The 18,703-nt window shown below is 61.9% G+C and carries 18 protein-coding genes; 15 read left to right on the top strand and 3 right to left on the bottom strand.

Annotated features, from left to right (window positions below):
- Positions 1-457: 457 nt before the first annotated feature.
- The 12 genes from HY26_RS14800 (at position 458) to HY26_RS14745 (ending at position 14,811) form a co-directional block, all read left to right on the top strand.
- A complete protein-coding gene (locus tag HY26_RS14800; RefSeq protein ID WP_112073936.1) occupies positions 458-1,009 on the top strand; it encodes a division/cell wall cluster transcriptional repressor MraZ in 552 nt (183 codons plus the stop codon).
- The gene (gene rsmH / locus HY26_RS14795; RefSeq protein ID WP_034762443.1) at positions 1,009-2,034 is read left to right on the top strand and encodes a 16S rRNA (cytosine(1402)-N(4))-methyltransferase RsmH; all 1,026 of its coding nucleotides are present in this window, start codon (positions 1,009-1,011) and stop codon (positions 2,032-2,034) included. Before HY26_RS14800 ends, rsmH begins: the two co-directional genes overlap by 1 nt.
- On the top strand, positions 2,031-2,360 hold the full coding sequence (locus HY26_RS14790) for a septum formation initiator family protein (protein WP_081812921.1): 330 nt from the start codon (positions 2,031-2,033) through the stop codon (positions 2,358-2,360). The genes rsmH and HY26_RS14790 overlap by 4 nt, the downstream gene beginning before the upstream one ends.
- Positions 2,357-3,979: a penicillin-binding protein 2 gene (locus HY26_RS14785; RefSeq protein ID WP_051599534.1), complete on the top strand. Its 1,623-nt coding sequence runs from the start codon at positions 2,357-2,359 to the stop codon at positions 3,977-3,979. The genes HY26_RS14790 and HY26_RS14785 overlap by 4 nt, the downstream gene beginning before the upstream one ends.
- A complete protein-coding gene (locus HY26_RS14780; RefSeq protein WP_233351642.1) occupies positions 3,976-5,418 on the top strand; it encodes a UDP-N-acetylmuramoyl-L-alanyl-D-glutamate--2,6-diaminopimelate ligase in 1,443 nt (480 codons plus the stop codon). Before HY26_RS14785 ends, HY26_RS14780 begins: the two co-directional genes overlap by 4 nt.
- Entirely contained in the window at positions 5,415-6,851 is a 1,437-nt protein-coding gene (gene murF, locus HY26_RS14775; protein WP_034761714.1) for a UDP-N-acetylmuramoyl-tripeptide--D-alanyl-D-alanine ligase, read from the top strand. Before HY26_RS14780 ends, murF begins: the two co-directional genes overlap by 4 nt.
- Entirely contained in the window at positions 6,851-8,044 is a 1,194-nt protein-coding gene (gene mraY, locus HY26_RS14770) for a phospho-N-acetylmuramoyl-pentapeptide-transferase (protein WP_034761717.1), read from the top strand. Before murF ends, mraY begins: the two co-directional genes overlap by 1 nt.
- Positions 8,045-8,054: 10 nt before the next feature.
- Positions 8,055-9,470 (top strand): UDP-N-acetylmuramoyl-L-alanine--D-glutamate ligase, encoded by a 1,416-nt coding sequence (gene murD / locus HY26_RS14765; protein ID WP_112073935.1) that lies wholly within the window; start codon positions 8,055-8,057, stop codon positions 9,468-9,470.
- Positions 9,467-10,621 (top strand): FtsW/RodA/SpoVE family cell cycle protein, encoded by a 1,155-nt coding sequence (locus HY26_RS14760; RefSeq protein WP_233351641.1) that lies wholly within the window; start codon positions 9,467-9,469, stop codon positions 10,619-10,621. The genes murD and HY26_RS14760 overlap by 4 nt, the downstream gene beginning before the upstream one ends.
- The gene (gene murG, locus HY26_RS14755) at positions 10,614-11,714 is read left to right on the top strand and encodes an undecaprenyldiphospho-muramoylpentapeptide beta-N-acetylglucosaminyltransferase (protein WP_112073934.1); all 1,101 of its coding nucleotides are present in this window, start codon (positions 10,614-10,616) and stop codon (positions 11,712-11,714) included. Before HY26_RS14760 ends, murG begins: the two co-directional genes overlap by 8 nt.
- A 64-nt stretch (positions 11,715-11,778) precedes the next feature.
- Positions 11,779-13,209 carry a UDP-N-acetylmuramate--L-alanine ligase gene (gene murC / locus HY26_RS14750; protein ID WP_034761730.1) on the top strand — a complete coding sequence of 477 codons (1,431 nt, stop codon included), beginning with the start codon at positions 11,779-11,781 and terminating at the stop codon, positions 13,207-13,209.
- A gap of 108 nt (positions 13,210-13,317) precedes the next feature.
- Positions 13,318-14,811 carry an MFS transporter gene (locus HY26_RS14745; RefSeq protein WP_051599536.1) on the top strand — a complete coding sequence of 498 codons (1,494 nt, stop codon included), beginning with the start codon at positions 13,318-13,320 and terminating at the stop codon, positions 14,809-14,811.
- Between the two features lie 69 nt (positions 14,812-14,880).
- On the opposite strand, the gene HY26_RS14740 is transcribed toward HY26_RS14745, so the two are convergent.
- The 3 genes from HY26_RS14740 to HY26_RS14730 form a co-directional block, all read right to left on the bottom strand.
- Complete coding sequence (locus tag HY26_RS14740; protein ID WP_051599537.1) at positions 14,881-15,492, bottom strand: TadE/TadG family type IV pilus assembly protein; 612 nt, start codon at positions 15,490-15,492, stop codon at positions 14,881-14,883.
- A 3-nt stretch (positions 15,493-15,495) separates the two neighbouring features.
- Entirely contained in the window at positions 15,496-16,056 is a 561-nt protein-coding gene (locus HY26_RS14735) for a TadE/TadG family type IV pilus assembly protein (protein WP_051599538.1), read from the bottom strand.
- A 141-nt stretch (positions 16,057-16,197) separates the two neighbouring features.
- Complete coding sequence (locus tag HY26_RS14730; RefSeq protein ID WP_112073933.1) at positions 16,198-16,641, bottom strand: pilus assembly protein N-terminal domain-containing protein; 444 nt, start codon at positions 16,639-16,641, stop codon at positions 16,198-16,200.
- 293 nt (positions 16,642-16,934) lie between these two features.
- Between HY26_RS14730 and HY26_RS14725 the strand changes: the two genes are divergently transcribed.
- The 3 genes from HY26_RS14725 (at position 16,935) to cpaB (ending at position 18,703) form a co-directional block, all read left to right on the top strand.
- Positions 16,935-17,090: a Flp family type IVb pilin gene (locus tag HY26_RS14725; RefSeq protein ID WP_034761736.1), complete on the top strand. Its 156-nt coding sequence runs from the start codon at positions 16,935-16,937 to the stop codon at positions 17,088-17,090.
- A gap of 155 nt (positions 17,091-17,245) precedes the next feature.
- A complete protein-coding gene (locus HY26_RS14720) occupies positions 17,246-17,761 on the top strand; it encodes a prepilin peptidase (RefSeq protein ID WP_158531519.1) in 516 nt (171 codons plus the stop codon).
- A gap of 99 nt (positions 17,762-17,860) precedes the next feature.
- Entirely contained in the window at positions 17,861-18,703 is an 843-nt protein-coding gene (gene cpaB / locus HY26_RS14715) for a Flp pilus assembly protein CpaB (protein WP_051599540.1), read from the top strand.

The raw sequence follows: 18,703 nt of genomic DNA, 5'->3' as shown, positions 1-18,703 counted from the left end.
CCCAAGCCAGATGGCTTGTCGGGCCTGATTTCCTCACTCTCCGGACTTCAGCATGATCTTAACGGACCTTGAGCGGCCCGTATGCGGCGTCCGGGTGTCTCAAGAAAACCACCTGATTGCTTCGGCGGCGTACAAGTCGAATCCCAGTGCCTGGTAAGTGAAACCAAGTTTCTGCGAGATGATTTCTGGATGGCTGCGCAAACCGCAGGCTTCAAATGTTAAAAACTCAGTAACTTTTAATCTGGCTGTGGATAACCGAGTCTGTTTCGGCATCGAGCTGATTCAAAAAGGAAATTCGGTTCCTGCCCATACCGACCCACCCGTTTGTTCCGGTTTGTTCATGGTTGGATCGCTTGGTGTTCCTGTGCGGGGCTGTTGTGGATATTTCGATTCACGTGTCTCGCCCATTGAGGCCCATGTCTGCCCATGATACTCCAAATTAAGACATGGTTTACCCATGCGGGGTTTAGGCAAACGAAGATCGGGCTGGCGGGTGTTTGTATCCACCTATGAAAGTGCAATTGACGCAAAAGGGCGGGTGTCCATCCCGGCTCCCTTTCGCGCTGCGCTTGGCGGTGGAAACCGGATATTCCTGTGGCCTGCCCTCGACGGATCCGGTTGCCTGGAAGGCGGCGGCGAAGCCCTGATGGCCATGTACCGCGCGACGCTGACCCGCCTGCCCCCGCAATCCCCGGTCCGCAAGGCGCTCGTGTCCTCGATCATCGCCGGCTCGGCCGACCTGAAGATGGACGATACCGGCCGCATCAAGCTGACCGATGAGCTGATCGCGGCAGCCGGTCTCGACGGCCGCGTGAAGTTCGCCGGCAATATCGACAGCTTCCAGATCTGGAACCCCGAAAAGCACGCCGCATTTACCACGGCCATGTCCGAAACCGCTGCGAAACCGGAGACGCTCGAGGCGCTGGGCCAGGCCTATAATGAGGTGCTGCGCCAGCACGAAATGGGCCTCTATCCCGACCTGAAACTCGTTGAGGGAGGGGATGGATGATGACCACCAAACCCCGGCCTGAAACCGCCGCTTCCGGGCACAAGCCCGTCATGCTCGATGAGGTGCTCGCTGCCCTCGACCTCAAGGACAGCGACCGCGTTGTCGATGGCACATTCGGCGGTGGCGGCTATACGCGTGCCATCCTGACGGCGGCGAAGTGCTCCGTCTTTGCGATCGACCGCGACCTCGACGCCATCATGCGGGCCGAGGCCCTCGCCGCCCAGACCGACCGCATCACCCCGCTGCTGGGCCGTTTTGGCGAAATGGATGCGCTGGTCGAGGCGACCGGATGCGATCAGGTCGATGCCGTTGTGCTGGATATCGGTGTGTCCAGCTTCCAGATCGATGAGGGTCATCGCGGCTTTTCCTTCAACAAGGACGGCCCGCTGGACATGCGCATGGGCGCTGCAGGCCCCACCGCTGCGGATGTCGTGAACCACATGGCCGAAGGCGATCTCGCCAATGTCATCTTCCGCCTCGGTGAAGAGAAGCAGGCGCGCCGGATTGCCCGCCAGATCGTCCAGCGCCGCAAGGAAAAACTGTTCGAGACCACGCTGGACCTCGCCGAAACGGTCGAGACCGCTGTGGGCGGCCGGAAAGGCAGCCGGATCCACCCTGCCACGCTGACCTTCCAGGCGATCCGCATGTATGTGAACGACGAGCTGGGCGAGCTGGCCCGGGCGCTGGTGGCGGCCGAACGGCTGTTGAAGCCCGGCGGGCGTCTGGTGATCGTCACCTTCCATTCGCTGGAAGACCGGATGGTGAAGCAATGGCTGCGCGACCGGTCCGGCAAGAATACCGGCGGATCCCGCCACATGCCGCTGATGGCCAAAGGCCCGGAACCGACTTTCGAACTGCGCCCAAACAAGGCGATCCTGCCCCAGGATAAGGAAGTGGAAGGCAATCCGCGTGCACGATCTGCAAAATTGCGGGCGGCGATCCGGACCGAAGCGCCTGCAATCGACGAAGAAGCGGATGATGGCATGAACCTGCCCCCGCTTTCGCAACTGGAGGACGTGTCATGAGCCGCCGCGCATTCATTCTGGGTCTCGTCATTGTCGGATTGCTGGTGTTCAGCCTCTACCGGGCGAAATACGGCGCCAAGGACACGGCGGCCGAACTGATGGCCGTGGAAGCCCAGATCGAGGACGCCCGCCACGAAAAGGCGCTGCTGGAAACCGAGCTTTCCCATATGAGCCGCCGCGAGTGGATCGAGGAATACGCCCGCAACGAGCTGGGCATGGCGCCGCCACGCCCGGAGCAGATGGCCAATGAGCGTGATCTGGATGCGCTGGTCGGTCTTCCGGTCGATCCCGCCAGGGATGCCGCTTCTGTGGAGGCGCCTGAATGACGGAAGCGTCGCGCCACCGGACACGGCTGGTCGGCCTCGGCCTCAGCGCGTTGTTTGTGGTGCTGGCCGGCAAGGCCGGCTACCTGGCGCTGGCGCCTGACCGCGATTCCGGCACGCTGGCCATGCGGGCTGGCGAACAGGTCAAACGGGCCGACATTGTCGACCGGAACGGTGAGCAGCTCGCGACGTCCGTCACCGTCTACTCGCTGGTCGCCAATCCGCAGCTGATCTGGGATCCGCGCGAAGTGGCAACCCGCATCGCCGGTGTCCTGCCCGACATCGATGCCGACAGCCTGACGAGCCGCCTGTCCGACCAGTCGCGGGAATTTGTCTGGGTGAAGCGCGGCCTGACCCCGCGCCAACGCCAGACCGTGTTCGACCTCGGCCTCGAAGGCCTCTGGTTCAAGGAAGAGATCAGCCGGGCCTATCCGCGCGGGACGCTCGCCGGCCATGTGCTGGGCTTCGTGAACGTTGACGGCGTTGGCGCCGGCGGGGTCGAGTTCAGCCAGAATGACCGTCTCACCGCAGGCGGGGAACCGCTGCGCCTGACCATCGACAATGGCGTTCAGGCTGCGGTCGAGGCAGAGCTTGCCGCTTCGGCGGCGGCCGACGGGTTCGAAGGGGCGGCGGTCATCCTGATGGAGGCGCGTACCGGCGAAGTCCGCGCCATGGCCAGCTGGCCGCCTTTCAATCCGAACCGCTCGTCCGACATCGCCATCGACGATCCATCCCGCATGAACCGGGCGACGGGCGCGCTTTATGAGCTGGGCTCTGTCTTCAAGCCGCTGACTGTGGCGGCGGCCCTCGAAGCCGGGGCGATCCGTCCGACCGACATATTTGATGTCCACGATCCGATCGAGATGCGCGGCTATACGATTTCGGACCTGCACCCCATCGGTACACGTGCAAATGTCACGACGATCATCGCCGAAAGCTCGAATATCGGCACCGTGCACATCAACCAGAAGCTCGGCCCGCGCCGCCAGCAGGATTTCCTGAAAACCGCTGGCCTGCTTGATCGCTCGCCCGTCGAACTCGCTGGCAGCGCCGCGCCGATCCTGCCCGAGCGCATGGACGACCTGACCGCGGCGACGATGGCCTATGGTCACGGTATCGCCGTGACGCCTATGGCATTCCTGTCCGCCTTCGCTGCCTTCGCCAATGGCGGGGAGCGTGTGGCGCCGACCCTGATCGTCGATGAGGCCCGCAAGTCGAAACCGGTGCGCGTGATGTCGGCCATCACGGCAGACCTCGTGAACGCGATGATGCGCGAAGCGGTGCTGACCGGAACGGGCAAGAATGCCGAAGTGGCAGGCTACCGCGTTGCAGGGAAGACCGGCACGGCGGAGAAGCCTGTGCCGGGCGGCTATGATGACGGGCGCAATATCTCCAGCTTTGCGGCGATATTTCCCTATGACAGCCCGCAGTATGCCTTGATTGTGACACTGGATGATCCCAAAGCCGGACCGGGAGGCTCTGTGGCTTCCCAGAATGCGGCGCCGACCGCAGGTCGCATCATAGAACGTGTCGCGCCGCTGCTCGGCATCGCCCCACGCTTTGAAGATTTCCGTCCTGCAGGAGACGCGTACCGCTCCGGAGATGAGAGGACTTCGCTGTGACCTGTAAACTGAAAGACCTGTTCCCTGATGCGCCGAATGGCGACACCGTCATCACCGGGATGACGGCGGACAGCCGTAACGTGAAACCGGGCTATCTGTTCGCGGCCCTGAAGGGCAGCGTCACCGACGGGCGCCGGTTCATTCCGGACGCGATCGAGAAGGGCGCCGTGGTGATCCTCTCCGGCGACGCAGCCGATGAGGTGTCCGTCACCCATATCGTCGATGACGAACCGCGCCGGGCGCTCGCGCTGGCCGCGAAGCGTTTCTACAATTCCCAGCCGGGCACCGTGGTGGCGGTCACCGGCACGAACGGCAAATCCTCCACCGTGGATTTCTGCCGCCAGATCTGGGCGCAAGCCGGGATAAAGTCCGCCTCCATGGGCACGCTGGGCGCCATCGGCCCCGAAGGTCATATCGATGTCGGCCACACGACGCCCGATCCGGTGACCATTCACGAAACGCTCGCCGAATTGACACGGCAGGGCGTCACCCATTGCGCGATGGAAGCCTCCAGCCACGGCCTGGAACAGCACCGCCTCGACGGGGTGGACCTCTCCGCCGTCGCCTTCCTGAACTTCACGCAGGACCATCTCGATTACCATTCGACGATGGAGGAATACCTCTCCGCCAAGCTGCGCCTGTTCCGTGAGCTTGGCCGGCCGGGTGTGCCCGCCATCGTCAATGCCGATTCCGAACAGTGCAATGATTTCGAAGCCGCTGCCCTCGGCAATCTCATGCCGATCGTGTCCTTCGGCTGGCGCGGGGAAGACCTCTGGATCGACGAGATCATGCCGCGCGCCACAGGGCAGATCCTGCATCTCTATTGGCGTGACGTGGAACAGAAGCCGCTGGAACTGCCGCTGATCGGTGAGTTCCAGGCGCTGAACGCGCTGGCCGCCGCCGCGATCTGCCTGTCGCTGGGCATGGAGTTCGACCAGGTCGCCGAAGGCCTGACCCATCTGGAACCGGTCAAAGGCCGGATGGAGTTCATCGGCAAGACCGAATCCGGGGCCGCTGTCTTTGTCGATTATGCGCATACGCCGGACGGCCTGGACGTGCTGCTGCGCGCCGTACGCCCGCACACGGCCGGTGACCTGAAAGTCATCTTCGGCTGTGGCGGCGACCGCGACGCGCGCAAGCGTCCCCTCATGGGCGAGATCGCCGCCCGGCAGGCCGACGATGTGATCGTGACTGACGACAATCCGCGGACGGAAGACGCCGCTGAAATCCGCAAGCAGGTTCTGGTCGGTTGCCCGGACGCCCGCGAGATCGGCGATCGCGGCGAAGCCATCCGCACCGTTATCGCAGAGCTGAAAAAAGGCGACACGCTCGTCATTGCCGGCAAGGGTCACGAGACTGGCCAAATCATCGGCAAGGAAATCCATCCCTTCTCCGATCAGGACACGGCGCGTGAGGCGCTGGGAGCGGTGCGTGCATGACGAAACCGCTCTGGACCTCCGACGACATCACCCTTGCCACCGGCGGCATTGCGACTGCGCCCTTTACGGTGACGGGTACTGTGTCGATCGACACAAGGTCCCTGCAGCCGGGGGATCTGTTCGTTGCGCTGAAGGACCAGCGCGACGGGCATGACTTCGTCGAGGCCGCTTTCGAGGCCGGTGCCGCCGGGGCGCTCGTCTCCCGCAAGAAGGGAGAGGGGCCGCAGGTCGTCGCCGATGACACGCTGACAGCGCTGGAGCAGCTGGGCGTCGCAGCCCGGGCCCGCTGCGCTGCGCACCGCACGGCGATCACCGGCTCGGCCGGCAAGACCAGCGTCAAGGAAATGCTGGCGCGGATCTACCGCGCGCTTGGCCCGGCGCACTGGAGCCAGAAAAGTTTCAACAATCACTGGGGCGTCCCGCTGACGCTGGCCCGCATGCCGGAAGAGACTGAGCGTGCCGTCTTTGAAATCGGCATGTCGACCCCCGGCGAGATCGCCCCGCGCAGCCGCATGGTCCGTCCGCATACGGGGATCATCACCTGTATCGCCGGAGCGCACCTGGAGGGCCTTGGCAGCCTCGAAGCCGTCGCACGCGAGAAAGCCGATATCTTTGAAGGCCTTGAGGCAGGCGGCACCTTCATCCTGCCGTCGGACGACACATTCTTCGAATATCTGGCAGACCGGGCACGGTCGCTGTGCCCGACCGGGAACATGGAATCCTTCGGCCGCGGGCCGGATGCGACCGCGCGCGTCGTCGGCTATGAAACCGACGGTGTGACCAGCCGTATTCAGGTCGATGTGGTCGGCAAGCCGGTGCTGGTGAGGCTGGAAGCGGTTGGTGAACATTGGGCAATGAATGTCGCTGCTGCGCTGCTGGCAGCGACGCAAACCGGTGCGGCAGTCAATGACTGCGCCGAGGCGCTTTCGGGCTATGCCCCGCCGGCCGGACGCGGCACGGCCGAGCGCCTCGCCCTGCCCGGCGGCGGCAGCTTCCTGATGATCGATGACGCCTACAACGCCAATCCGGGCTCCATGCGAGCTGCACTTTCCTCATTGAAACAACGCGGTGCAGGCAGGCGGCTGGTCGCGCTGGGTGAGATGCTGGAAATCGGCGATACGTCGGATGCGGAACATGCGGGCCTGGCCGGACCGGTCGTGGAGACCGGCGCGGCGGGCGTGTTCCTGGCAGGGGACAAAATGACTCATCTGGCCGAGGCGCTGCCGACAGACCTGCAAAAGGTGTGGGCGCCAAAGGCCGACGAACTTCTTAATGCACTGGAAAATGCACTTCGGGATGGCGACGTGGTCTTGATCAAAGGCTCGAATGCATCCGGGATGGGACGACTAGCAGACCGTTTGCGCCAATGGAGTGCAACGGCAGACATGGGCAAGATGGCAAGCGGCACAGAAGGTGCTGCAGGGGTTAGTTGATGCTGTACGAATGGCTGGCCGCTGACAGCGGTATCCTGAACGTTCTCAACTATATTACTTTCCGCACAGGCGCGGCCGTGGTCACGGCGTTCCTGGTGACGGTGATATTTGGCGACACCATCATCAATTTCCTGCGCGCCCGCCAGGGCAAGGGCCAGCCCATTCGCGACCTGTCGCTGGAACAGCAGCTGGAAAAGCGCGGTACACCGACCATGGGCGGCTTCCTGATCTGGCTCGGCCTGGTCGTCGGCGTCCTGCTCTGGGCGAACCTGAATAATCCTTACATCTGGGTCACCCTGTTCGTGACCCTGTCCTACGCAATCCTCGGCTTCCTCGATGACTATGCCAAGGTGACCAAGCAGACCGATGCTGGTGTTTCCGCCAAGGTGCGCTTGCTGGCCGGTTTCGGCATTGCCGCCGTGGCCTGTGCGTTCATCATGGGCCTGCACGGCGCGCACACGCCCGAAGGCCATGCTGAATGGGGCGCGCTGAACGGCCTGGCCGAGCAGATTGCTGCCTTCGCGCCGCAAACCAGCGTGACGCCGGCCGATCCGGATTTCTCCGGCGGTGTCGCGGTGCCCTTCGTCAACAACTACTTCCTGCCGCTCGGCATGTTCTTCATCCTGTTCGGGATGATCGTCGTGGTCGGCAGTGCCAATGCAGTGAACTTCACCGATGGCCTCGATGGCCTCGCCATTGTGCCGATGACGTTCGCCGCGGCCGCGTATGCGATGATCGCCTACCTGACCGGTAACTTCGTCTTCGCCGAATATCTCGGTATCCAGTTCGCGCCGGGCGCAGGGGAGCTGGCCGTGCTGCTGGGCGCCATGATGGGCGCAGGCATGGGGTTCCTCTGGTACAATGCCTATCCGGCGAAAGTCTTCATGGGTGATACCGGCTCGCTCGGCCTCGGCGGCATGCTGGGCGTCGTGGCCGTGGCGACCAAGCATGAGTTCGCGCTCGTTGTGATCGGCGGCCTGTTCGTGATCGAGGCGCTGTCCGTGATCATGCAGGTCATCTGGTTCAAGCTGACCCGACGCCTGACCGGCGAAGGCAAGCGCATCTTCCTGATGGCGCCGCTGCACCACCATTTCCAGAAGAAGAACTGGCCGGAGACCCGGGTCGTCGTCCGCTTCTGGATCCTGTCCGTCCTGTTCGCCCTTGCGGGCCTTGCAACCCTGAAGCTGAGGTGAGCGAGCGCGCATGATCCCGATCACGGAATACGCAGGAAGGGATGTTGCGGTGTTCGGCCTTGGCCGCACCGGCCTTTCCGCTGCCAAGGCCCTGAAGGCCGGCGGCGCGCGTGTTCATGCGTGGGATGACAATGAAGACACCCGCCGTAAGGCGGAAGCCGCGGGCCTGACCCTGTCAGACATCAACAAGCGCGACTGGCAGACCTTTGCCGCGCTCGTCCTGTCACCGGGCATTCCCTACAAATTCCCACAGCCGCACCGCATCGTGCGCATGGCAGAAATGACCGGCGTGCCGATCGTCGGGGACATGGAACTCTTCGCCCGCGCCGTGCAGAGCCTGCCGGAACGCGGTCGCCCGAAAATTGTCGGCATAACCGGCACGAACGGCAAGTCGACGACGACGGCCCTGATCGGGCATATCCTGAAACAGGCTGGCCGCGACGCGCGGATCGGCGGGAACATCGGCACCGGCGTGCTGGACCTTGCGGCCCTGCATGCCAATGCGATCTATGTGCTGGAACTCAGCTCCTACCAGCTGGACCTGGTGAAGAGCCTGCACTGCGATGTGGCTGTCCTGCTGAATATCAGCCCGGACCATCTGGACCGCCATGGCGGCATGGATGGCTATCACGCTGCCAAGATGCGGATCTTCCAGAACCAGACCGAGCGGGACACTGCCGTGGTCGGGTTCGATGATGTGGTCACCCAGTCCATTGCCATCGGCCTCGCGGCGCGCGGGCCGGCCCGTGTGGTGCAGGTCTCCTCAAGTTATGCGCTCGGCCGCGGTGTAAGCGCCGTGGACGGACGGCTCTATGATTCCAACAGCGGCAATGCCGTCTTCGTTGGCAACCTCGCCGAATGCGCCGCACTGCCGGGCAAGCACAATCACCAGAACGCCGTCGCGGCCTATGCGGCCTGCCGGGCCCTTGGCCTTGATCCGCAGACCATCATGGAAGGTCTCAGAACCTTCCCGGGTCTTGCGCACCGCATGGAACGCGTCGGCGAGATCGAAGGCGTGCGCTTCATCAACGATTCCAAAGCCACGAATGCGCAGGCCGCCGAGCAGGCGCTGAAGTCTTACGACAATATTTACTGGATTGCCGGCGGCGTGCCCAAAGCTGACGGCATCGGCCCGCTGACGCCTTACTTCCCGCGCATCAACAAGGCCTATCTGATCGGCGAGGCGGAAGAGGCGTTTGCCTCCACGCTGAAGGGAAAGGTGGCCACCCAAGGCTGCGGAACCCTTGAAAATGCAGTTCAGGCTGCCTTCCGCGATGCCAGAAACGCCGGAATCGACCATCCGGTCATTCTTCTTTCACCAGCCTGTGCGAGCTTTGACCAGTTCCGCGATTTTGAGCACCGGGGCGATACGTTCCGGTCGATCGTGGAGGCGATGATGCCCACAGAGCTGAGGGAATTGGCTTGAGCTACACGGCCACAGCGCCATTTCTTGCCCGGTCAGACACGTCCTGGTTCATGGAATGGCGGCGAACAGTAGATTGGGGCCTGCTTGCAGGGGCCTTTTTCCTGATGGCGATCGGCCTTCTGATGTCGCTCGCGGCTGGCCCGAGCGCGGCGGCGCGCATCGGCTATGACAACCCCTATTTCTTCCCCATGCGCCAGTCGCTGTTTGCGGCGGCAGGCGTCATCCTGTTGCTCGGCACCAGCATGCTGGACCGGGCCTGGGCGCGGCGCTTCGCGGCCGTGCTGCTGCTGGGCTGTATCGGTCTGATGGTCTATATCCTGGTCGGCGGCGGACATGAGGCCAAAGGCGCGCATCGCTGGATCCGGGTCGCCGGATTCTCGCTGCAACCGTCCGAAGCGGCCAAGCCCGCACTGATCGTCATGTCTGGCTGGCTGCTGGCGCAGCGCGAACTCTATCCGAACCGGATCTGGGAAACTGTCGCGTTCATCTTCTTCGCGGTCACGGTCGGCCTGTTCCTGCTGCAGCCGGATGTCGGCCAGTCTTTCCTGCTGACCGTTGCCTTTATCGTCACTTTCTTTGTCAGCGGCCTGCCCTGGCGCTGGGGCGCGGCCTTCGCCGGCGGCGGTGTCGCGCTCGGCGGTATGCTTTATGCGCTGCTGCCGCACGTGCGCGACCGGATCCGCGGCTTTGCCAATGTCCAGCATGGCGACCATTCGCAGATCGACCGCGCGGCCGAAGCCATCGGACGCGGCGGCCTGTTCGGTGTCGGCCCGGGGGAGGGCCTGGTCAAGGCCCACCTTCCTGATGCGCATACGGACTTTATCTTCGCGGTCATGGCGGAAGAGTTCGGCCTTGTCGCCGCGATCGTGCTGCTGGTGGCTTTCGCGCTCATGCTCCTGCGCGGCTTCCGGGCGTCGGCACGGGTGGAAGATGGATATGCCCGGGCGGCAAGTGCCGGACTTTTCACGCTTTTTGGTCTTCAGGCTGCCATAAACCTGGCAGTAAATCTGGCCCTGATCCCGCCGAAAGGGATGACACTGCCATTTGTCTCCTATGGCGGCTCTTCCATGCTCGGCACGGCATTGACTCTGGGCCTTGCGCTGGCACTTGTGCGCGGACAAGGTACGCGCACAAGGGGCCGGTATGGCTGACGATAAGAACGGAAAACTGGTCATCATCGCGGCAGGCGGGACCGGCGGGCACATGTTCCCGGCGCGCGCCTTTGCCGACGAGATGCGCAAACGGGGCTGGCGCGTTGGCCTGATCTCCGACAGCCGCGGTCTCCATTATGCCAGCGATTTCCCGGCAGAATGGAAGGAAGAGGTGTTCGCCGCCTCCCCGAACTTCCGCAAGCCATGGACCCTGCCGGGTGCTTTCCTGAAGATCCAGGCCGGCATTGGGATGGCCAAGCGGATCATGAAGGAAAAGAAGCCGGCGCTCGTCGCGGGCTTTGGCGGCTATCCGGCGTTTCCGGCTTTGGCTGCGGCGAAGGCGCGCAAAGTGCCGATCCTGATACACGAACAGAATTCCGTGCTTGGACGTGTGAACCGTAACATGGCACCAAATGCTGCTGTCATCGCCAGCGGGTTCGACCGGCTGGACCGACTGCCGAAGGGCAAGCCGCACAAGGCGGTCGGCAATCCTGTCCGCGCCCCGATCCTCGCCGTAAGGGACCAGCCCTATCCGTCCACAGATGACAAGCTGACCATTCTTGTCACCGGCGGCAGCCAGGGCTCGCAGATCATCGGCGAGAGTGTTCCGCTGGCGATTGCCAATCACATCCCCGCGCCGCTGCGTGCCCGCCTGAAAGTAGTCCAGCAGGTGCGCGCCGAACAGCTGGAGAAGGTGAAAGACATCTACGACAAGGTCATGGTCGAGGCCGAGCTGGCACCGTTCTTCTCCGACATGCCGGAGAAACTTGCGGCCGCCCATCTTGTGATCGCGCGCAGCGGCGCAGGGACGGTCAGCGAACTCGCCGCTGTCGGCCGCCCCTCGATCCTGATCCCGCTGGCCATCGCCATGGACGACCATCAGGCCGCCAATGCCGAAGCCCTGACGGATGTGGGCGCGGCTGACATGGTCCTCGAGGCGAACCTTTATCCTGCATTGCTGGGCGAGTTGATCGCGGCACGCCTGTCCGATGTGGACGAACTGAAACAACGCGCCGAAGTGGCGAAGAAATCTGCCAAGGTGAATGCGGCAGGAGATCTTGCCGACCTCGCCGAAGCCGTGGCCCTGCACTGAGGTCTCGACCGGCACCCCGACTTGGCGCAGCATGACACACACCAGACTCCGGAGACCTTAGAACATGGCTTCCCCAACACCTTTTGATCTTGGCCCGGCTCATATCGTTGGCATTGGCGGTATCGGGATGTCCGGCATCGCCGATGTGATGATCACGATGGGTTATGATGTGCAGGGGTCCGACATCAAGGATTCCGACAACATTGAGCGCCTGCGCCAGCGCGGGGCGAAGGTCTTCATCGGGCACAAGGCGGACAACGTCAAAGGCGCCGGTACGGTGATCATTTCGTCCGCCATCAAGGGCGACAATCCGGAAGTCGCCGCGGCGCGCGCCGCCGGTATCCCGGTCGTGCGCCGGGCCAACATGCTGGCTGAAATCACGCGCCTCAAATACACGGTTTGCGTTGCGGGCACCCATGGCAAGACGACGACAACGTCCATGGTGGCGGCCCTGCTGGACGGGTCCGGGATCGACCCGACCGTCATCAATGGCGGCATCATCCACGCCTATGGTTCGAACTACAAGGCGGGCGAAAGCGACTGGATGGTCGTGGAAAGCGACGAAAGCGACGGGACGTTCACGAAACTGCACCCTACCTGCGCCATTGTCACGAACATCGATCCGGAACACATGGACCATTACGGTTCCATGGAGAAACTTCGCGAGGCATTCGATGTCTTTGTCGAAAACCTTCCCTTCTACGGGTTTGCCGTTCTGTGTACCGACCACCCGGAAGTGCAGGCGCTCGCCGCACGGGTGACGGACCGTCGCCGTATCACCTATGGCTTCAACCGGCAGGCTGATATCCGCGCCGTGAATCTGGAAACCGACCTGGCCGGCGCGCACTTTGATGTCGCGCTGCGCCGCCCCGGATCGGCCATGCCGCGCATGATCGAAGGTCTGACCCTGCCCATGGCGGGCGAGCACAATGTGCAGAACTCCCTCGCGGCAATTGCCGTGGCGCTGGAACTCGGTGCGACGGACGAGCAAATCCGGAACGCCCTGATCAGTTTCGGCGGCGTGAAGCGCCGGTTTACATCGGTGGGGGAGTGGACCCCGGTTGCCGGCGAAGCGCCGGTCCGCATCATCGACGACTACGGCCACCACCCGGTGGAGATCACCGCCGTGCTGAAAGCCGCCCGGGCCATGCAGGGACAGGGGCAAATCATCGCCGTTTGCCAGCCGCACCGTTACACCCGCCTGCGGGACCTGTTCGAAGAATTCTCACGATGTTTTGACCAGGCGGACGAAGTGCTTGTCGCGCCAGTCTATGAGGCGGGCGAAAGCCCGATCGAAGGCTATGACGCAGAATCGCTCGTCGCATCCATCCGGCGGCATGGCCACCGGTCAGTGTCGCTGCTGGATTCGCTGGAGAATTTGCCCGGCGTGATCCGGTCGCAAGCAGGGCCCGGCACCATGGTCGTTTGCCTCGGCGCGGGCGACATTACCCGCTATGCCGGAGACCTTGCCTCCAAGCTGGAAACCACAAGCTGACCTCGCGGCAGGTGCCGCAGACTGACTCTTCCCCTTTGCCTTGCAATGTCGCAGGCTGGACGAAACCGCCCGGCAAGAGGCGACTATTGGCCAAGGGAGTGAAACTAAATGAGCGACACGCAGGTTGTCGGACCGGTGCTGGCTGTGCCCGAATCCGAGACGGAGCGCGCTGACGGCGGGCCGTTCGGGATCAAGGGACTGGCCTGGGCGATCTTCGAAGGCGCGCGCAATCCCTATTACAACCTGATCGTCATTTATGTTTTTGCGCCCTATTTCGCAAAAGAGATGGCCGGGGGCGGTGAGCATGGTCTCAGCCTTTCCGGCCTGACGGTTACGATTGCAGGCATCGCAACAGCCCTGACGGCGCCTTTCCTGGGAGTCATCGCTGACAAGGCGGGCCGGCGGAAGCCGCCGATCGCCTTCTTCATGGCGCTCATGTTCGTCTGCTCGTTCAGCCTTTGGTGGGCGCGCCCGGAAGGCCCGCTGACCATGTGGCCGACCATGGCCGTCCTCGCGGTGGCCTATTGCTGCTACGGCTACTCGGAAGTGCTGCACAATGCGATGCTGCCGAATGCGGGCCGGCCAAGCGCCTTGCCCTATATCTCCGGCCTGGGCCTTTCGCTAGGCAACATTCTGAGCGTCGGGATTCTTGTCTTCTTCCTGTTCGGCCTGTTGCTGCCCGGATCGGGATTGCCATTTGCGCCGGCAGAACAGGTGATCAAGCTGGACCGGGAGACCTTTGCGCCGGAACGGTTCGCCGGGCCGTTTGTCGCGGTCTGGATGGCCGTGCTGCTGATCCCGTTCTTCATCTTCATGCCGGACGGTATCAAGGGTGGCCAGAGCACAACCTGGAAACAGGCGGCGGCGGACGTATTTCGCGGTGAAGACCGCCATTCCGGGAATGCACAGAACCTGATTGAGCGTGGGAAGGTGCTGTTTGGCTACCTGAAAGGCCTGTTCAAGGAGCACCCGCAGACCATGCGGTTCCTGATCGCCCGCACCATCTATGCCGATGCGATGTCAGCGCTGCTGACGCTTGGCGCGGTCTATGCCGGCACCTTCCTCGGCTGGACCGGCGTCGAAATCCTGTTCTTTGGGATCACAGGCGTTCTTTTCGGGGCCGTCGGCGGCTTTGTGGGCGGTTATCTGGACCGCCTTCTTGGACCGAAGCTGGCGCTTGTCTGGGAAATTTCAGCGCTGGTGATCCTGCTGCTCGCGCAGCTCTCGATCACGCCGGACGCGCTGTTCTTCGGCTTGCTACCGGCCAACACGCCCATCTGGGACAGCCCGTTCTTCAGCACGCTGTCTGACATCACCTATTTCCTGTTCGTCATCCCGGTTGCAATCGCCGTGGTCGCGTCGATTTCATCGAGCCGGTACATGCTGGTGCATATTGCCCCGCGCGACCGGATTGGAGAATTCTTCGGCCTCTATGCCATCGCCGGGACAGTGACGGTGTGGATGGGCCCCGGTATCGTCAGCCTGCTCACCTGGGTGACCGGCAATCAGCGGATCGGCATGGGCGGTATCGGGTTCATGTTCCTGGCCGGATTGATCATCCTCTGGAAAGTCCACGCGCCGAAACGTGGTTTCGAAGACTGATCCCATAAAGGAAGGCCGGCCTCCTGAGAGGCCAGCCTTCCGGTAAATGCTCCTGGGAGAGGAGTTGGATCAGCTGGTGGGGCCGAACGGGTTGGTACCTGAACCGGACGATGTCACACGGGCGATTTCAGACACGCGCCGCGGACGCAGGTAGAATTTGTCGCTGATCGTCTTCGAGGTCGTAATGATGTAGCCGATGTCGCTCTCATACGGATAGCTGACTTCGGCCATGATGATTGAGCCGGGGGAGGGCATGATCCCGGTAGGCAGGGTTACCGTCGTGCCTTTCGTATACGGCGTCATGTTGTGAGCGTCGGACCAGGCCACTTTCGGATTGCCGTCGCCATTGTCGACAATGCTTGAGATACGCATCTCGGCCGTGGTTGCGTCATACGGCTCCATCAGGACTTTTGCCGCTGCAAACATTTCCGCCATGTCGGCATCCGTCACGGTCGTGAGACGGGCGGTCAGGTCACCAAGGCTGGCGCTGGTCTGGGTGACCCGGCGGTCGGCTTCCATCAGGAAATTGAGTTCGATGGCGCCGAGATAGAGCATGATCAGCAGGGGCGAGATCAGAGCGAACTCGACCGCAGAAATGCCCCGCTCATTGTAACGAAGCCCGCGGATGCCGCGCCAGTTCAGACGAGGGTTGAGCCGCGAAAGAAGGGTACGTTTGGCCATGGATCAGTCTCCGAATGGCTCGTTGCGGAAGACGGTCGTGGCCGAAATCAGGTGCTTGCCATTGGCCATGTTTGCCAGAGGGGCAGACAGGACCGGCGTCACCAGACCCCACTCATAATAGACGCGCACAGCCACGATTTCATTGGCGCCACCTGGCTGGAAGTCAAAGTCGCTGTCATCGAAATTACCATCCGAATCGAGCGGGGATCCCAAATTGGCGGCGCTGAAGCTGGTGAGCCGCTTCACGTCGATGTGCAGGCTCGCATCGCATCCCATCAGGCCGAACATCTCGTCACAGACGGAGTTCTGGAATTCGACTTTGGAAAACCCGGCTTCTTGCGCCTGGCCGGTCCGGATCTCACGAGAGGCGTCCGACACGGCATGTTCCAGTACCGTCGACATGATGAAGATCAGGCAGATCTCCATCAGGCCGAAAATGATGAAAAAGAAAGGCGCAGCGATCAGGGCGAATTCCACCGCCGTCTGGCCACGGCGTTCAGTCGCCCACTCTGCAAGCTTGCGCTGCAGTCTGGATGTCAGAAATCCCGCATTCGGCGAACGCATCCCAAACCCCTCTCTCAGAGTCGCTCAGTCTTCTGGCTACCAGATCTGGGTTTGCGGCCCGTTTCAGAGATCGTACAAATTTCAAGGAATTCCCGACGTAAAGCCGCAGACGACCGTGGCGACCCGGATTTAGGCGCCAGATCAGTCGGCGTTTGTCAGGGCCTGCATACCCATCTGCTGCTGCATCAGATCATCGAAATGCTGGACGTTGTCGCCCGGGCTGATGATAGAGCGGCAGGACGGGGCACAGTCATAAGTGAAATTCGACCCGTTACGATTCACGGTGACGAGATTTGACGTATTGGCTGTGACAACGACTTCGGTATTCAGGATCTGGTTCCCCGAACGGTCGAACACCATCAGATTGGTGGTGCCGAATGTCTTGCCGGTGATAAAGATCAGATGTTCGTCATGAACGGCAACGTCTGCAATGTTCCGGTTACCGAGTACAACACTTGCTGCCGTCCCCTTCATTTTGAGCGGGACAGTCTTGTTGGTTTCGACGGTCAAAGGTCCCGCAATTGCCGGGAGCACCAACAGGCTGGCGGCCAGGCCGAATGCGCAAGTCCGTGCGAAAGTTTTCATGTCTGGTCACTCCGGGAATGATTTCGTGCAATTTGTCTGAAGAAAGTTTCACGAGTGCTAACTGCCTAAAAGCTCGCTTTTCCGGATGAGCTATGTATATAAAGAATCCAAGTAAGGCCGCAGGGGCCGAACCTGTCCGCACCCGGATTCAGGTAGTAAACAAATCCCTGTAACCCCTTCATGGAATTTCTGTTTCTCTCAACTCGATGTGAACAATAATCGCGTAGAGTTCGAACTGTTCCGGCAGACAAATGAGAACCGGGGCGCGAACAAATGCATGATGGGAGTTTCCAATGTTTGCACGTTTTCTGAAAGACGAGTCGGGTGCTACGGCTATCGAATACGGCCTTATCGCCGCTCTGATCGCTGTTGCCATCATCGGTGGTGTTACGGCTCTTGGTACGAACGCTAACGCCAAGTTCCAGGAAGTCGCTACTGCGATGTCCTAATCGTAGTTCTCAGAACTACTGATTACCTAGAAGAGGCCGCCGGGTTTTCCCGGCGGTCTTTTTCTTTGGCCAATGGCCCGGGATCCAGTGATCAGCATTCCTTAGGATTTAGGGGGCAGGGTCCGGCGCAGTCCTTTCTGATGGGGAGTGCGGACATGATTCTGGTCATTCTTGGCGGGCTATTCCTCGCCCTCTGCCTTTTTGCGGCACTTCACGATGTGAACAGCCTGACGATTCCCAATTGGCTGAATCTGATGCTTGCTGGCCTGTTCATTCCCGCGGCAGCATTTTCCGGCCTCCCCATGGAAATCATTTTCGGACACGTGCTGGCCGGCCTGGCAGCTTTTGTGATTGCTTTCGGCCTGTTTGCGTTCCGCATTTTTGGGGGAGGGGATGCGAAAATGATCCCGGCCGTCATGCTTTGGGTCGGGCCTTCAGCGTCCTTGCAGTTCATTTTTGCGATGGCGCTTGTCGGCGGTCTCTGTGCAATGATCATTGTGCTTGTGCGGAACACGATACCGGCGGCCGTGGTGCCGGGGCCGATCCGCGCTCCGTTTGAAGAAAAAGCCGGCGTTCCTTACGGTGTGGCCATCGCGGCGGGGGCCTTCTTCGCCAGCCCCGCGTCTCCAATTCTTTCCCAAACGTTAAGATCAGCCGGAGTAATCGGTTAACGTTGCTTTAGGCGTGCTGTGGGAATCTGACTCGTGGATGGGGATGAGCGCTGACCGGCCAGAGTCCCTGTGTATCGTAATTTAGGGGAGTTACACTCCATGTCACCGATGCGTCTCATTATCCTGATTGGCGCGGCCGCTGCGGCCATAGCGGCAGCGTTTCTCGTCCGGGGGCTGACCCAGCCGCAGACCGTGACGCAGACCGTTACTGAGCAGCAGACCGTGTTGCAGACGAGAGAAGTCTCCGAGACTCACGTTCTCGTCGCGAAGCGCGACCTGATGGTTGGTGACCTTCTGTCACCCGATGATTTTGAATGGGCGCCATGGCCCGAGAAAAACGTCGTGGATGGTTACAAGACGGAAGAAGCTGACGCTGACGCAATCGCAGAATTGTCGGGAAGCGTCGTGCGCATTCCAATCTATGCAGAAGAGCCTGTCCTTCCGCAAAAGCTGGTCATGAAGGGCGAGACCGGCTTCATGGCCGCGCTGCTGTCGCCCGGTATGCGGGCCATCTCCGTGGAGATCTCGACCGAATCGGCGTCCGGCGGCTTCATCCTTCCGGATGACCGGGTGGATGTGATCCTGACCTATCAGGCGCAGGTCGCCATGGCTGAAGCGGTTCTGGACCGCCCTGTGACTGAAACCATTCTCCAGAATGTCCGGGTGCTGGCAATCGACCAGGTCTTTTACCAGGGCGAATCCGAATCGGCCTCCCAGATCGGCAATACGGCCACGCTGGAAGTGAAGCCGGACGAAGCGGAACTGATCGCCCATTCGCAGCGTCTCGGCACGTTGTCGCTGTCGCTGCGGCCGTGGTCGGATGCAGGTGACACTGGGTCGCGGGGCGCACGGACTGACCTCCTGCGCGGCGGCGGTACGCCCGGAAACGGCATCACAATTTATCGCAATGGCCAGGCAGCGTCCGGCCTTGGGGGTAGCTGA

This window comes from Hyphomonas sp. GM-8P, assembly GCF_003263315.1.
GTDB lineage: Bacteria > Pseudomonadota > Alphaproteobacteria > Caulobacterales > Hyphomonadaceae > Hyphomonas.
Note: the sequence above shows the minus strand (reverse complement) of the source record. Positions and strands in the feature narration are given on the sequence as shown.